A 17,039-nucleotide genomic window follows, 5' to 3' on the forward strand; every position below is an offset into this window, starting at 1 on the left:
AATTCTTCGTAAAAATTTTACTGGTTCAAAAGTAAGAAAACGTATAAATAAATCCATAGAATATCTACAAAATGCCAAAAAATAGATGCGATTTCCATCCTAAACAAATTAATGACATTTGGTAGCTTCTTATAACTGCTTACTAGCGCTGTAATTATTATAATTAACCCCGCCAAGATATGAATAATATGTAAAAAAGTAAATGCATAAACAAAGCTTATGGTTGCATTAGAATTAATAAAAAACACCCCAAGATTTGTCCAAACAGACCATCCATAAACCTGCATAGCTATAAATAATATACCTAATAAAAGGGTAAGCCATAAACCTAAACGCTGGTTGCCAAACTTTAACCTTTTAGTTTGAAGATAAGCCCAATGCATGGTTGCACTACTTAATAATATTACAATAGTACTATAAATAAAAGCCTGTGGTAAGGCTACATTAAGTGTTTTACCGCCTCCATCTCCAGAGTATACAATAAAACCACTTGTTAAACCTGCAAAAAATATGATAGATGATATCATAAACAGCCACATGATAAACTTCTTTGGCTGCAGGTTATACCTGTCTACTTCTTTATTTAAATTTTGCATCTATGTAAGATTAAATAATAAAACTAATTGAACAATTGGTAAATAAATAAAACTAGCAAACATTAATTTCTGTGCTGATTTTACTTCTAAATCCAAATACAGTTTAAAAGCATAATACATAAAAAGAATGCCAGCAATTAAAGAAACTCCTGCTATGGTATAACCACCAAAACCATAAATAGTTGGCAGTAAACTTACCGGAATTAAAATAATGGTAGATAATAATGTTACTCCAGCACTTACTTTATCTCTTTTAGTAGTAGGTAATAATCTAAAGCCTGCTCTTTTATAGTCATCATCTAAAACCCAAGCAATTGCCCAAAAATGAGGGAACTGCCAAACAAATTGTATAGCAAATAATATTAAAGCGATATGGTCTATTTTACCATGTGCAGCTACATATCCAATCAATGGAGGTAAAGCACCAGGTATAGCTCCTACAAAAACGGCAATAGGACTTTTTCTTTTTAAAGGGGTATATATAAATGCGTAAAAAAGTATTGAGAAAACGGATAATAAACCAGTTGTTAAATTTAAACTTCCTAAAAGATAAGTTCCAAATATCCCCATCATGATACTGAGTACTAAAGCCTGTCCATTAGTCATTCTTCCAGACGGAAGCGGCCTATCTGCAGTTCTAGTCATTAATTTATCTAAATCCTTCTCAATAATCTCGTTGAATCCATTAGCTGCTGAAGTAACTAAAAAACCACCAATAACTAGCTTGATCCAATTTATCCAATGAATGCCTTCTCTACTCTCTTCAGCAATTAAATAGGAGATAGAAGCAGAAAATACTACTAAAAGTGTAAGCCTTAATTTAACCAGATTCTTAAAATCCTTCATATCACTTATCTTGTTTGTTTTGGCTAAACGCTGGCTTTAGCAAGAGTAAAAGATAAAACTGTGCTCCAAACATAAGGGTGGCAAATAAAATATGTAATGACTGTGCAAAAGGAGGCATTGCAAATTTATCTAAAATTAAACCACTCAATATTTGTACACCTATTAAAATGACCATGTAAGTACCATAAGTAAAGTACTTTGAGTTTCTAAAATTTTTAAACAAAAGATAAAAAATCACACTATTCACTAAAACTACAGCTAAAGCTAAATCTTTATGATAAGAGTAAACTCTACCAACTTCCCATAGCCATTCTGCTCTTTGTAAATCTGGGAACTTATCTAAAACAGCGTCTATTTCTTCTCTTACCTCTGTTCCTAACGTTATTTGTATTACAGATAAAACTAAAGCTATAAGTGTGAGTGTATATACGTAAATAGAAAATTTAGTTTCGTTTACAGTTTGCCTTAATGCTTTTGCAGCGTGATAGGTATAAATAGAAATAGCAATTATTAATACTGCTAAAAGCATATGTAAAGTAATAATCCAAGCTACAAGGTTAGTAGAAACTACAATTGAGCCCAACCAAGCTTGAAAAACAACTAATACAACATTCAATAAACTCAACACAAATATTCTTGTAGCTGACTTTAAATAAACCCTTGAATAAACCAAACAAAGCAACAAGAATATACCTGTAAGAGCTCCAATTAACCTGTTAACGTACTCTGTGTAAGTCTTAGCTGCATTAAACTCCTCGGGAAGCTTTATAGCTTCATCATGACGGATTTTGTAAGCTAAATCAGAATAACCTGCTTTATCAAGCATTTTGGCGAAACGCTCATTCTTCTTTAAACGCTGAGCTACATACTTTTCCTTATAATCAGCCGGAAGATGTGATACATCCGTTGGAGGTATATATTGATCAAAACACTTTGGCCAATCAGGGCAGCCCATACCAGAACCAGTACTTCTTACTACTCCTCCCGCCAAAATCAATAAAAAGAGAGATATTATCGTAATTAAATTAACCTTAATAAATCTACTTTCACCCTTAAGCATCATGATTCTTTATATAAACATGGGGTATCGGTAAGATGATACTTACAAGATACCCCATGCTTTTTAGTCAATAAGAAATTATTTAACTTCTTCTGTGTTGTTTACATTTTTCGCATTCCACTCTTCTTGTATTTTTTCTGCTTCTTCATTACCTTCAAAATCATGAGGCATGTTAGAACTCATTGTTTCAGAAAAAGGAGTTGTTTGTGGAATAAAGTCAGTGTTATGACCAGGCTTGCTGTAATCATAAGGCCAACGGTAAACTGTTGGAATTTCACCTGGCCAGTTACCATGTATACGTTCTACTGGTGTAGTCCACTCTAAAGTTGTAGACTCCCAAGGGTTTTGAGTAGATTTCTCTCCGAAGAAAATAGAATAGAAGAAATTCCATAAGAAAGCTACCTGCGCTACTGCCCCTAAAATTGCTGCCCATGTTACAAATACGTTAACAGATAACCATTCATTCATAGACTCAAACTCTGTAAAAGAGTAGTATCTACGAGGAACACCATCTAGACCCATAAAGTGCATTGGGAAGAATACCAAGTATGCAGAAATAAAAGTTAACCAGAAATGAAGGTAACCTAACTTAGCATTCATTAATCTACCAAACATTTTAGGGAACCAATGATAAATACCAGATAACATACCAAATATAGCTGCAGAACCCATTACCAAGTGGAAGTGAGCAACAACAAAATATGTATCATGTAAGTTGATATCCAAAGCAGCATTACCTAAGAAGATACCGGTTAAACCTCCTGAAATAAAGAAAGAAACCAAGCCTATTGCAAATAACATTGCCGGAGTAAATCTGATATTACCTTTCCATAAAGTTGCAAGATAGTTGAAAGTTTTTACTGCTGATGGAACCGCAATGATTAAGGTCGTAATCATGAATACTCCTCCAAGGAATGGGTTCATACCTGTAACAAACATATGGTGACCCCAAACAATGAAAGATAAAACTGTAATACCAATTAAAGAGTAAACCATCGCATGGTAACCAAAAATAGGCTTACGAGCATTTGTAGCAATAACTTCAGAAGTAATACCTAAAGCAGGCATTAACACAATGTAAACTTCTGGGTGACCTAAGAACCAGAATAAGTGCTGCCAAAGGATAGGGCTACCACCTTCATTAGGTAAAGCTTGTCCTGCAACATATATATCTGATAAATAGAAAGACGTTCCGAAACTTCTATCAAAGATTAACAATACAACCGCAGCAACTAGTACCGGGAATGATAATAAACCTACTATAGCAGTTAAAAAGAAAGACCAGATGGTTAAAGGCATTTTCCAAAGGTCCATACCTTTAGTACGCATGTTTAATACCGTAGATATATAGTTGATACCTCCAATTAAAGAAGATGCAACAAATAGTGTCATAGATACTAACCATAAAGTCATTCCTAATCCAGAACCAGGCATTGATTTAGCTACTGCAGACAAAGGAGGATAAATAGTCCATCCGGCACCAGCAGGTCCTGATTCTATGAAGAAAGTTGAAAGCATAATCACACTAGCAGTAAAGAAGAACCAGTATGAAAGCATATTCATGAACGGAGATGCCATATCTCTCGCTCCTAACTGTAAAGGAATTAACAAGTTTGAAAAAGTACCACTTAAACCTGCAGTTAATACAAAGAATACCATAATAGTACCATGTATAGTAACTAGGGATAAGTAAAAATTTGGGTCTAATCTACCTTCTGGAGCAAATTTACCTAATAAAACTTCAAATAAAGGGAAGCTCTGATCTGGGTAAGCTAATTGAATCCTAAATAGAATAGATAAAATCATAGCAATAACACCCATCACTATACCTGTGATAAGGAATTGCTTTGCAATCATCTTATGGTCTTGGCTAAATACATATTTAGTCAAGAAAGTCTCATGATGATGAGCATGATCATGGTGCTCATCGTGATGTGTTGCAGTTGGGTTATGAATAGCAGCTGTTGCCATATCTCCTTTTATTATAATTAGTTATTTAACGCAATTTGATTATTAACAGAGTTTTGTTTGCTTAATGCTAACTGATACTCTTTTTTCATTTCCTCAGTAACAATTGGTTTTTGCTCTTTCAACCACTCTTGATATTCTTTTTCAGAAACAACTTTTACCAAAAACTTCATGTTGTAGTGAGAACCTCCACAAATTTTAGCGCAGTACAACTGATAATTGAATTCAGGATTGTTAGTTTTTTCTTGCATTTCTGCAGTAGTAACTTTTGGTGTGAACTGGAAGAATGTAGGCATACCAGGTACAGCATTCATCTGAACTCTAAAGTGAGGCATGTAGAAACTATGTAATACGTCTTGAGAACCAATAGTAAATCTTACAGACTTATTAACCGGAAGAACAATCTCGTTCACTTTTAAATCATCATTATTTCTCTTATCAGACAAATCTAAACCTAAATTGTTTAGACCATTTAAACTTCCGATAAGCTTATAATTCTTTCTTCCATTTACATTATCTTTCCCTGCATATCTTACATCCCAAGCAAATTGGTGTGCTGTAACATCAATTTGTATAGCACTAGCCATTTGATCTTTAGGAATATTAGTAATACCTCTCCAGATGAAGAAACCCATTAAAACTAACACAGTTAAAGCTATTGCTGGAATAATAGTCCAGTATTTTTCTAATGTATTGTTATGAGGATAATAATATGCTGTACGCTTTTTACTGTGCTTATATTTATAAGCAAATAAGAATAAAATAATATGCGTAACAACAAAAACAAAAGTGGTAATGATTAACGTAATATTAAACATGCTATCAATAGCAACACCATGTTCTGAAGCAGATTCTGGTAATATTAAACTACCATGCTCTGTATAAGACCAATATGCTCCATATAAGCCTAAGATTAATGCTGCCGCAAACATTACACCGTTAAATTTATCCCATGCAATACCGCTCTTCTTACCTTGAATTTTACGCGTTAACTCATAAACTTGTAAAACTTTACCAATAATACCGATAAACACACATGCTAATAAAAACAACAGTATATAGTAAGAAACAGTCTTACCTAAACCTTCATTTTTAGCAGCTTCCTCTGTAGCTTGAGCCATAGCTTGACCTAGAGATAAACCTCCGAAGGTAAGCACCGTTAACAAGCTTTTTAAATTAAAATACTTTTTCAAGTTCATATCTCTAAGTATCTATAAATATTAAATGTGATGATGTACACTTTCTTGTAAGAAGGGGTGATTTTTAGGAGCTAAAGCAGCTTTACTTAACGCATTTAACATTAAGAAGGTAAATAAGCCAACAAATCCTAAAAACGTTCCTACTTCTATAATTCCAAACCCTCTGTGTGACTCTACAGTACCAGGCATAATCATCATGTAATAATCTAACCAGTGACCGCAAATGATAATAATACAAACAACTAATAATAGATTAGTTTTACGTTTAGCGTCTCTAGTCATTAAAATTAATAGTGGAGCAACAAAGTTTACTACAATATTAACCCAAAACCATGGTAAATATTCAGGCTCAAATCTTTTGTAGAAATACACAGTTTCCTCAGGAATGTTTGCATAATAAATTAATAGAAACTGTGCAAACCAAACGTAGGTCCAGAAAATAGAAAAAGCAAATACAAACTTTCCTAAATCGTGTAAATGATTTTCGTTAATCCAACCTAGGTAACCTGCTTTTTTTAATAATATAACTGTAATAGCTATAGTAGCTAAACCTGTTACCCACATTGCAGCAAAGTTATACCAACCAAACATGGTTGAGAACCAGTGCGCTTCTAAAGACATGATAACATCAAACGCCCAAATTGGGGTAGTAAATCCAAAGATTACTAGAAATATAGCAGAGTATTTAATACTTTTCTTGTAGCTATTTAAGCCCCCTTCTAAATCTTCATTATTAGATAATTTAGGTAAAAGAACAGCGAAAATGCAATACAATGCTAGGAAGAACACTAATCTTGTTAAGAAGAACGGTACGTTTAGATAACCTGCTTTTCCTGCGATAAGAGCATCGTAATTAGGAGAAGTTGGATCAGTAATACCTTCGTGGTTCCAGTGATGATATAAGTTATGACTAAATAAACCTGTAGCTACAACAATAGTTAAAATAATGCTAGCAATAGGTAATACTTTAGCAAAAGCCTGAGGTATTCTTATCAAGCCTGCAGACCAACCTGCCTGAGCTACGAATTGTACTGCAATGAAAAACAATCCAGCGGCACAAACACAAGTAAAGTAATAACTCATTAATAACAGATTTGCAAAAGTGCGCTCTGCGTGTCCTGTTAAGAAACCAAAAGCAATTGCAGCAATACCAACAATAATGGCAATTAAACTGTAAGTTTTGGCTTTTCCAGAGAATTCATACTGCTCTGAAAAATTGTATGTATGATTATGAGCTCCCATTTTATATCTTAATCAATTATTGTACTTTTTGTAATTCACGAACATACATTACTACTTGCCATCTTTCTTCTGGAGAAAGTTGAGAAGCGTAAGATCCCATTAAGTTTAAACCATACTGAATAGTATGATATATTTTACCATCTGTTAAATCCTTCATGGCACCACCTCTTGATGACACACCAGTTGAATATGATGGAGGTGCAGGATATTTACCTAGCTCTACAATAGAACCGTTTCCTTTACCTTGAGGACCGTGACAAGGACCGCACATAGCAATGTATAATTGTTTTCCTTCTTCCAAATTTTTCTGATTTACAGGAAGTGGATTCACAACTCCTGCACTAGCGGCATCATAACCCTCTCTAGTATCAGGATAGTTAAAACGAGCATAACCTATTGGGTTAGTTCCACTAGGAGGAACTTGAGCTGTTTTACCATCTGCAAAATTGGGGTTCTTCTGATCCGGATTGTAAGCTATTGCATCATACATATTCGGAGCATACTCTAAACCTGGTTTACTCTTATCTTTACAAGAGCTCATCATGGTTATAGCGGTAATGGCTAAGAATGCCAAACCTAATATACTGGTCTTATTCATAACTTACATATCTCCTTTCATTGTGCTTAATTTCTACAGCACCAGCATCTTTTAAAAGAGAATTTATTTTATCATGATCCGCATTTTCATTTGCATCAACAGCAATAATGAAACGGTCATCTGTTGCTCTCAAATCCATTACTCTAGGTGCTCTTCCTGGGAACAAGTGTGTTCTAAAGAAGAAAGCTATACCCATTCCGTAAGAACAAAATAATACTGTTAACTCGAACATGATTGGAACAAAGTCTGGGAAAGCAAAGGCTGGCTTACCACCAACATTCATTGGCCAGTCGTGTACCATCATGTAATAAATCATAGAAAATGCTGTAAAAGTTCCAGTTATACCGCATATAAAAGCTACAATTGGTAATCTGCTTCTTTTAACACCTAGTTTGTCTTCTATACCGTGTATAGGCATTGGTGTATAAGCATCGTAAATGCTAATATTATTTTCTTTTAGCTTGTCGATCCCATGCATCATGTCATCCGGATCTTCAAAATGTCCTAAAATATACTTGATATTGCTCATTGTTAAATTTTTGCGTAATCTGCCTGATCTACACTATCAAACTTGGTTAAAGACTCTTTGTAATACTCGGCTTCTTCTGGTTTAATAACTCCAGACTCTAATAATTTTTTCTTGCTTTGTTCTGAAGAAGTTTTCACTAATAATTTCACCTCTGCCATAGCTACAGAAGGTAATACTCTAATGAATAACAAGAATAAAGTAAAGAATAAACCAATAGAACCAACAAATATTGAGATATCTACCCATGTTGGATAAAACATAGCCCAACTTGATGGAATGTAATCTCTATGAAGTGAGGTAACAATAATTACGAAACGCTCAAACCACATACCGATGTTAACAATAATAGAAAGTACCCATGAAATAGGAATACTTGTTCTAATCTTTTTAAACCAGAATAGCTGAGGAGTGATTACGTTACAAGTCATCATACACCAGTAAGCCCACCAGTAAGGACCAGAAATCCTGTTTAAGAACGCATATTGTTCATACTCAACACCAGAGTACCAAGCGATGAATAACTCAGTTAAGTAGGCAACACCAACAATAGAACCAGTTAAAACAATGATTTTATTCATTGATTCTATATGGAACATGGTGATATAATTCTCTAAACCTAAAACTTTACGAGCGATTAATAATAAGGTTTGCACCATCGCAAAACCAGAGAAAATTGCTCCAGCAACGAAGTAAGGAGGGAATATAGTGGTATGCCATCCTGGAATTACTGAAGTTGCAAAGTCCATTGATACGATAGTGTGTACCGATAATACTAATGGGGTAGAAACACCTGCAAGAATTAAAGACACAGCTTCAAAACGTTGCCAAGTTTTCACTGAACCTGTCCAACCGAAAGAAAGTATAGAATAAATTCTTCTTTTCAATCCTGTTGCTCTATCTCTAATGGTTGCAATATCAGGTAAAAGACCTGTATACCAGAATAAAAGAGATACTGAGAAATAAGTAGAGATTGCAAAAACGTCCCATACTAGTGGCGAGTTGAAATTCACCCATAATGAGCCGAACTGGTTTGGCAAAGGTAAAGGCCAGTATGCTAACCAAGGACGACCCATGTGAGATACTACATAAGTAGCAGCACATATTACGGCGAAAATTGTCATCGCTTCCGCAGAACGGTTGATTGAATTACGCCAGTTTTGACGGAATAATAAAAGTACTGCTGAAATTAACGTTCCAGCGTGACCTATACCTACCCACCAAACGAAACCTGTGATATCCCAAGCCCATCCTACGGTCTTGTTCAACCCCCAAGTTCCAATTCCGTAATAGAAAGTATAACTTACAGCCCCTACCCATAGTAAAGCGCCTAAAGCTGATACTATAAAGCCCATCCACCAGGCTTTATTTGGTTTATTTTCTACAGGTAAAAGAACTTCATTCGTAATTCTTGCATACGTGATGTCCTTTCCTGTAATTAACGGTTCTCTTAATATTGATTCGTTATGAGATGCCATATCTTGATGCTATTATTTTAAATATTAAGCTTCCTGTAATCCAGTATTAGTAATTTTTGTCATATAACCTATTCCAGGTTGAACGTTAAGTTCTTCTAAAACATAATAAGTTCTTTCGTTCTTTAATGCTTTAGATACCTCTGAATTAGGATCGTTTGCGTCTCCAAATATGATAGCATTAGTAGGACATGTTTGCTGACAAGCAACTTTGATGTCACCATCTTTAAGTTCTCTCTTAGCAATCTTAGCCTCTAATTTACCAGCTTGAATTCGTTGGATACACATAGAACATTTCTCCATAACACCACGGAAACGTGTTGTTACATCAGGGTTTAATACTAACTGTGTAAACTCATTGTTTAGATAGTTATCAAAACGAGAATCATTCCAGTAGTTAAACCAGTTGAAACGACGTACTTTGTAAGGACAGTTGTTTGCACAGTAACGTGTTCCTACACAACGGTTATAAGCCATATGGTTTAAACCTTCTGATGAGTGAACAGTTGCTAATACAGGACATACAGTTTCACAAGGAGCATGCTCACAATGTTGACAAAGCATTGGTTGGTGAACAACAGAAACATTTTCCATTGTACCTTCTATAGCCTCAATCTCTTTCTCCTCAGTAACTTTTTTACCTTCTTCGTTAAAAGTGTAGTAACGGTCGATTCTTAACCAATGCATCTCACGACGACGACGAACTTCGTCCTTACCTACAACTGGAACGTTATTTTCTACGTTACAAGCTACTATACAAGCACCACAACCGGTACAAGCATTTAAGTCAATAGCCATTACCCAATTGTGACCTGGCTGATCATACTTGTTCCATAAATCGTAAGTCTTATGTTTTGCACCATGATTACCACTACCATGAGCTGCATCATGCTTATACTCTGCAAAGGTTGCTTCTCTAATCACATTTCTACCCTCAAAAGAGTGGTGAGTTTGTGTCTGAGCTAATTCTTCAAAACCACCAGTTTTAGTGATACTTACAGAATTTATACCTTGTAAAGTACCATTAACATAGCTTAAGAAAGGGTAAGCATTTTTACCTACTGCATCTCCTACTTTACCAGCTTTTACTCTACCATAACCTAAAGCTACAGAAACTGTACCTTGAGCCTGACCTGGTTGATATAAAACAGGTAAATCGATAGCATAATCTCCGCCTTTAAGCGTAACAATATCAAATTGATTGATACCTAAAGACTCTGCATATTTAGGATTAAGAGCAGCATAGTTATCCCAAGTTACTTTAGAAACTGGGTCTGGTAATTCTTGTAATAACGGATTGTTAGCTTGTGAACCATTACCAATAGCAACAGACTCATAAACTTGTAACTCAACATCTTTTGCGATTGCTTTTGATGATTGAACGATAGATGCAGCAGCAGCGCTAACATTTCCTACAAAAGTATATGCACCAGCTGGTTTTGCAGCTAATTGTACAGAACCCGCTTGCAAAACATCATCCCAAGTTTTGCCAGAAGCAACTAAAGCTGTTTTAGCCCAGTTGTTTTTAACATAAGTATAATACTCTTGAACAGGATTATTAGACCAAACTAATAAGCTCTCTTCTGCCTGACGAGTATTATATATTGGGTTGATAGTAGGCTGAACTAAAGTGTAGTATCCTTCGACAGGATTTGCATCACCCCAAGACTCTAAATAATTATGGTTAGTAGCTACCACATTACATAAAGCGGCAGTCTCATCTTGTCTATCAGCAAAAGAAACTTTTAAAGCAACTTTTCCTAAAGCATTAGCTAGATCAGCTGATTTTGGATAAGTAAATACAGGATTGCTATCTAAGAAGAAAATAGCACCTACTTTACCTGCATTCATATCTGCAACTAAAGCATTGAAATCTGCATCTATACCAGTGTATTGGTATGATGGATTATCTAAATCTATAGTAGTACCATAAGCACCTAAGAAGGCGTTAATAGCGTTTACTACAGTTTGTGTTGAGATATCATTAGAACCAGAAACTACTAAAGCAGCTCCTTTAGCATTTAACAATTCTTTAGCAGCTAGTTTTATTGCACTTGCAGCACCAGCATTACTTAAAGTAGCACCTTGTACGGCAGTACCAGTTAAAGCAGCATATAAACTTAAAACTGCAGCTCCTTCTTCTGAAACTTTAATAGCGATACGTGAATCCGCATTAGTACCAGTTGTACTCATACCAGATTCAAACTGAATGTGTCTAGACATTCTCTTAGCTTCTAATGATTTAATATCACGATTGCTAGCATATTGCTTAGAGAATTGTGTTGGAGAAATCCAAGTACCTAAGAAATCAGCTCCGAAACTTACAATTACTTGAGCTTTTTCAAAATGATACTGAGGCAAAACAGCTTTTCCGAAACTAGCTTCATTTGCTTTGATGATACCAGTATAGGAAACTGGATCAACAGTTACATGTTTAGTAGCTGGATATTGTGTTATAAAGTCTGCAATTACAGCTTTTGCAGAAGGACTATTAACAGTTGAGCTTACGATGGCTATAGCTTTTCCTGAAGCTTGAACTTTATTTAATTCGCCTTTTACAAAACTATCTACATCAGCCCATGAAGCTTCTGAACCTGATAACAAAGGTCCTTTTAATTTAGAAACATCGTAAAGATCTAAAACAGATGCTTGAGCTTGCGCATCTAAGCCTCCGCCATTGATAGGGCAGTTAGGATTAGGCTCTATTTTAATAGGACGACCTTCACGGGTTTTAACTAATATACCAGCACCTTTATAACTTGATGCATAATAATTAGGTATACCAGGAGTTACATCTTCTGGTTTAATAAGGTAAGGAACCGCTTTACGAACAGGAGCTTCGCTACATGCTGCTAGAGTAACAGCACCTAAACCAAAGCCCATTGCTTTTAAGAAATCCCTACGCGGAGTAGCCGCTGCTAATCCGGTACCTTCTAATACTTCTTCTATAGGAAGCGGTTCAGAAAACTCGTTTTTATTATTTTCTACGAATTCTGGAGTTTTTTGCAACTCCTCTAAACCTTTCCAATATTTCTTTGTGCTTTCCATTTAAGCTATATAAGACTGTATTGTTTATGCTAATTATTTATTATTAATAGTGACACTTACCGCACTCTAAACCACCTAATACTGCAGCAGTAACTTTCTCGCCTTTCTTGATTTGATCATGAGCAGCAATTACTTTATCATAGTAAGCGTTTCCTTCGTGTTTAACTTCAGTTTCTCTATGGCAGTTAATACACCATTTCATTGTTAAAGGAGAATACTGATAAACTTCTTCCATTGTCTCTATTGGACCATGACATTTTTGGCAATCAATACCAGCAACTTTCACGTGTTGAGAGTGGTTGAAGTAAGCTAAATCCGGAAGATTATGAATTCTAACCCACTCGATAGGACGAGGGTTATCTCCATAAGCCTGAGTTTCTGGATTATAATCTAAAGCGGTATAAATTTTCTTGATTTCTGGTGAAATTTCTCCATCATATTTTTCAGTAGCTTGTACGTATTTATGGCAATTCATACAAACGTTAAGAGATGGAATGGTAGCATTTTTAGACTTCCAAGCACCAGAGTGGCAATACTGACAATCTATTTGATTTGTACCAGCATGTAATTGGTGAGAAAATTTAATTGGCTGTACCGGTTGGTAACCTGTATGAACACCTGTGTTCCACATTTCTACCGTACCAAAAGAAGCTAGTAAAACTACAAATCCTAAAATCACAAAGAAAACTAGTTTCTTGTTTTTAGCCATTCTCTTTAAGCCAGCAAACTTATCTTTTGCTTCTTCTTCAGTTTCGTCTTCTTCTGCTAAAATAGCCTCACCTTTATTTAATAAAAGGCGCTCTAAAGTTGCAATAACACGGTTAAGCACTAAAATAACTAAGAATGCAATTAAGATTACAGCAACAAGGCCAATAATCATAAAATTGCTAACACCAGTATCAGCACTTTCTGCGCCAGTAGTAGCTCCACCTGGGGCAGCAGCAGCTTCTGGTTTTTTGTCTCCCTCAACTTGTATATAAGCTAAAATATTTCTAACGTCGTCGTCAGAAAATTGAGGGAATGGAGTCATTGCTGCCTTATTGTACTCTTCGTAAATTTTAACAGCTCTTTCGTCTCCTGAAGCCACCATGGCCGGAGCGTTCTTAATCCACTTAATCAAATAAGCTTCATCATTGTACTTTTGATTTACACCTGCTAAAGCTGGACCCAGTACACGCTTGTTTAAAGCGTGACAAGAAGTACAATTAGCTTTGTAAAGCGCTTCACCTGCTGCAGGGTCTCCATTTACAGCCGCTCCACCAGCCGCCGGCGCTGCTGCACCAGCTGCTTGTGTAGAATCTGCAGGAGTTCCTTGCCCAGACACCATACCCGAAGTACCTAATGTGATAGCCGTAACTATCATAAGGGATCTTACCAATCTTCTAAAATCAGATGAGAAGTTTCTCATATTGAGTTTGTTATACTAAAATTTAAATGTTTCCTGATTGAAAATGCGACTAAACTGTGTGTTGCACCTCATTTTCGAATCACAAAAGTAAAATTAAAAACCTTTTGGCTGACAATTTGATGACTGATTTTAATAATTTAAAATCATTCTAAACAAGAATAAAAATTGCGCTTATTTATACTAAAAACGGCATTTTTTAAATTAGGTTGATGATAATCACATTTTTTCATCCTAAAAATTCTTGTTTATCTTATTTATTGTTTTAAAAGCCATGCAAATATTAAAGGTGCAACTATCGTTGCATCAGATTCTACAATAAATTTAGGCGTATCTATATCTAATTTACCCCAAGTAATTTTTTCATTTGGAACAGCACCAGAATAAGAGCCATAAGAAGTTGTAGAATCTGATATCTGACAGAAATAACTCCAGAAAGGAATATTTTCCATCTCCATATCTTGATAAAGCATAGGAACTACACAAATAGGAAAATCACCAGCTATACCGCCGCCTATTTGGAAGAAACCTATCCCTTTTCCTTCTGAGTTTTTCACATACCAATCTGCTAACCAAGCCATATACTCGATACCACTTTTCATGGTTGTTGCTTTCATTTCGCCTTTTATCACATAAGAAGCGAATATATTACCCATAGTAGAGTCTTCCCAACCCGGAACAACAATAGGTAAATTCTTTTCGGCAGCAGCCAACATCCAAGAGTTTTTAGGATCTATCTCATAATATTGTTCTAAATCTCCACTCAGCAACATCTTATACATAAACTCATGAGGGAAATAACGCTCTCCAGCGTCATCAGCATCCTTCCAAATTTTATGTATATGCTTTTGCAATCTTCTAAAAGCTTCTTCCTCAGGGATACAAGTATCCGTAACGCGATTGTAGTGGTTCTCTAACAAATCCCACTCGTCTTGCGGACTTAAATCACGGTAATGAGGAACTCTTTTATAATGAGAGTGTGCCACTAGGTTCATAATATCCTCTTCCAGATTAGCTCCGGTACAAGAAATAATAGAAACTTTATCCTGACGAATCATTTCTGCTAATGAAATTCCAAGCTCTGCAGTACTCATAGCACCAGCAAGGGTAATCATCATCTTCCCTCCTTCATCTAAGTGGGTTTCATACCCTTTTGCTGCATCCATTAAAGCTGCCGCGTTAAAATGAAGGTAATTTCTTTCTATAAATTGTGATATAGGTCCTCTTTGTACGCTCATGATGTTAAAATTTTGGCAAAAATACACTTTTGATTCGAATTTGAGACAGTGTAGCATGAGCACCACTTATTTCTAATGATTTTATAATCTATTATAACATAATTTCAAGCATTTACAGCTAAGAGCTATAAGCTTATGGAACCGAATCGTTTATCTAATTAAAATAAATTAATGATGATTTAAATTTTTAGATATACCTACCAAATTAATCTATCAAACAGCTAAAAATGCCCTAATCATTCAAAAAATTGTTTATCAATTAAGATTTTTTATTTTTGAAGCTTATAGTAAGATTTGGAAACAGCTATACCATGAATAAACAAAAAGTTTTGATTACTGGTGCAAGTAGAGGGCTAGGTTTGGCAATTGCAAAAGCGTTAAATGATGATTATTGTTTAATCTTACACGCTTCCAAAGCAGAAAACATTACTCAGTTGAAAGATGGCAATCACATACTAGCAGCAGATTTATGTAATCCTGAAGAGGTTTCCTTATTTTGTAAAACTTTAAAAGCAGAACATGGAGAAGACTTGTATGCTGTTATTAATAATGCTGGAATTACTTTAGATAAACCTTTACTATATCAACCAGAAAAAGACATAGACAAACTGATACAAGTTAACCTAAAAGCTCCGATACAAATTGCCAAAACGGCTTTAAAAATATTTGGAGTGCAGCAAAAAGGTGTTATTATTAATATGAGCTCCTGCGTTGCAGAAACTGGAAATGCGTTTCAAGCAGTATATACCGCTACTAAAGCAGGGCTTATTGCCTTTTCAAAATCCTTAGCAAAGGAAGTGGGCGCTATTTATGAAAAGCATGAGATAAGGGTTTTAAGTATTTCTCCTGGATTTATTGAAACAGACATGACAGCAGCTATTCCACAAATAGAACAAGATAAATATTTAAGTAATATCCCACTCAGAAGATTTGGAAAAACTGAAGATATTGCAGAAACTGTAGCTTTTCTTTTATCAGCGAAAGCAGGATATGTTAATGGAAGCAATATCAACATTAATGGAGGTATTTTTTAATGGCAGAAAACTTAGTTGGAGCGCATCCTAGCAGTATGCTGATACATGGGCCAAGTAAATTACTGGTACATCAATACCATTGGCACAGCCCTAATGTTGGCATTATAGCTAGTTATACTCCTAATGCTAATGATGTAAAAGACCATTTTGGTGTTTTTAGAGGTGTAGACCAAATAGAAGCCTTTGCACAAGCTACTACAGGCTCTTGTGCTGCCTTTCTTAATTACCTTAAAGCAAAAGAAAAATCTAATGTTGATAAAGACGAATTTATACCCACTTTTATAGGCATCGGAAATGTTAATTTCCATTCTTATTTACTTGAAGGAGATACGTTTATCAGTATAGGAAAAATTGTATTCTATAAATTTAGGCAAATGGTAGTTGATGGACGCATTTATAAAGTACCTAAAGACTTAGATTTAAATCAATATTTCAAAAACTTTAACGAAGAAAAATTAAACAATTACGAAGTTGGTGATGATTTCATCCTAGTTGCCGAACTTAATGGTATAACCGGAAGAGCTATTAAAAAGACAAATAAAATTTAAAATGGAAAGACAAGAGATTATAGACGGTTTAGTAGAGATTTTAAGAACTGTAAGAACCATAGATCAAGAAAAATTAAATCATGTTACAGAAGAAACAGACTTTATAGCTGATTTAAAAACTCCTTCAACCGAGATGATTAATATTGCAGCTAAAGCAGAACAAAAATTTAATGTAGAGTTTGAAGATGAAGATATTGATGATTTAGGCTCTAAGATTAAAGATATTGTGGATTTGATTATCAAATCTAAAGGATAG

15 protein-coding genes are annotated in these 17,039 nt (G+C 35.0%); 3 read left to right on the forward strand and 12 right to left on the reverse strand.

Annotated elements, in window-relative coordinates:
• Positions 1-17: 17 nt before the first annotated feature.
• The 12 genes from GJJ64_RS08070 to GJJ64_RS08125 all read right to left on the reverse strand — a co-directional run bounded on the left by GJJ64_RS08070 (position 18) and on the right by GJJ64_RS08125 (position 15,201).
• Positions 18-596: a cytochrome c oxidase subunit 3 gene (locus tag GJJ64_RS08070; RefSeq protein ID WP_154287297.1), complete on the reverse strand. Its 579-nt coding sequence runs from the start codon at positions 594-596 to the stop codon at positions 18-20.
• Complete coding sequence (gene cyoE, locus GJJ64_RS08075) at positions 597-1,442, reverse strand: heme o synthase (protein WP_154287298.1); 846 nt, start codon at positions 1,440-1,442, stop codon at positions 597-599.
• A 1-nt stretch (position 1,443) separates the two neighbouring features.
• Entirely contained in the window at positions 1,444-2,505 is a 1,062-nt protein-coding gene (locus GJJ64_RS08080; protein WP_154287299.1) for a COX15/CtaA family protein, read from the reverse strand.
• 75 nt (positions 2,506-2,580) lie between these two features.
• Entirely contained in the window at positions 2,581-4,473 is a 1,893-nt protein-coding gene (locus tag GJJ64_RS08085) for a cytochrome c oxidase subunit I (protein WP_154287300.1), read from the reverse strand.
• Between the two features lie 17 nt (positions 4,474-4,490).
• Positions 4,491-5,669, reverse strand: coding sequence for a cytochrome c oxidase subunit II transmembrane domain-containing protein (locus GJJ64_RS08090; protein ID WP_154287301.1), 1,179 nt, complete (start codon positions 5,667-5,669; stop codon positions 4,491-4,493).
• Between the two features lie 21 nt (positions 5,670-5,690).
• On the reverse strand, positions 5,691-6,911 hold the full coding sequence (locus GJJ64_RS08095) for a quinol:cytochrome C oxidoreductase (RefSeq protein ID WP_154287302.1): 1,221 nt from the start codon (positions 6,909-6,911) through the stop codon (positions 5,691-5,693).
• Between the two features lie 16 nt (positions 6,912-6,927).
• Positions 6,928-7,509 (reverse strand): c-type cytochrome, encoded by a 582-nt coding sequence (locus tag GJJ64_RS08100; protein WP_154287303.1) that lies wholly within the window; start codon positions 7,507-7,509, stop codon positions 6,928-6,930.
• The gene (locus GJJ64_RS08105) at positions 7,502-8,038 is read right to left on the reverse strand and encodes a DUF3341 domain-containing protein (RefSeq protein ID WP_154287304.1); all 537 of its coding nucleotides are present in this window, start codon (positions 8,036-8,038) and stop codon (positions 7,502-7,504) included. The genes GJJ64_RS08100 and GJJ64_RS08105 overlap by 8 nt, the downstream gene beginning before the upstream one ends.
• Before the next feature lie 2 nt (positions 8,039-8,040).
• The gene (nrfD, locus tag GJJ64_RS08110; protein ID WP_154287305.1) at positions 8,041-9,513 is read right to left on the reverse strand and encodes an NrfD/PsrC family molybdoenzyme membrane anchor subunit; all 1,473 of its coding nucleotides are present in this window, start codon (positions 9,511-9,513) and stop codon (positions 8,041-8,043) included.
• Positions 9,514-9,537: 24 nt separating this feature from the next.
• A complete protein-coding gene (locus GJJ64_RS08115) occupies positions 9,538-12,558 on the reverse strand; it encodes a TAT-variant-translocated molybdopterin oxidoreductase (RefSeq protein WP_154287306.1) in 3,021 nt (1,006 codons plus the stop codon).
• A 43-nt stretch (positions 12,559-12,601) separates the two neighbouring features.
• Positions 12,602-13,966, reverse strand: coding sequence for a cytochrome c3 family protein (locus GJJ64_RS08120; RefSeq protein ID WP_154287307.1), 1,365 nt, complete (start codon positions 13,964-13,966; stop codon positions 12,602-12,604).
• Positions 13,967-14,220: 254 nt separating this feature from the next.
• On the reverse strand, positions 14,221-15,201 hold the full coding sequence (locus GJJ64_RS08125; protein ID WP_154287308.1) for a deoxyhypusine synthase family protein: 981 nt from the start codon (positions 15,199-15,201) through the stop codon (positions 14,221-14,223).
• A 311-nt stretch (positions 15,202-15,512) separates the two neighbouring features.
• Here GJJ64_RS08125 and GJJ64_RS08130 point away from each other — a divergent pair, with 311 nt between their 5' ends.
• The 3 genes from GJJ64_RS08130 to GJJ64_RS08140 are packed head-to-tail and all read left to right on the forward strand — an operon-like array spanning position 15,513 to position 17,039.
• Positions 15,513-16,235 carry an SDR family NAD(P)-dependent oxidoreductase gene (locus tag GJJ64_RS08130; RefSeq protein ID WP_154287309.1) on the forward strand — a complete coding sequence of 241 codons (723 nt, stop codon included), beginning with the start codon at positions 15,513-15,515 and terminating at the stop codon, positions 16,233-16,235.
• Complete coding sequence (locus GJJ64_RS08135; protein ID WP_154287310.1) at positions 16,235-16,783, forward strand: hypothetical protein; 549 nt, start codon at positions 16,235-16,237, stop codon at positions 16,781-16,783. Before GJJ64_RS08130 ends, GJJ64_RS08135 begins: the two co-directional genes overlap by 1 nt.
• Position 16,784: 1 nt before the next feature.
• Complete coding sequence (locus GJJ64_RS08140) at positions 16,785-17,039, forward strand: acyl carrier protein (protein ID WP_154287311.1); 255 nt, start codon at positions 16,785-16,787, stop codon at positions 17,037-17,039.

It is taken from the genome of Pedobacter puniceum (assembly GCF_009674685.1).
Classification (GTDB): Bacteria; Bacteroidota; Bacteroidia; order Sphingobacteriales; family Sphingobacteriaceae; genus Pseudopedobacter; species Pseudopedobacter puniceum.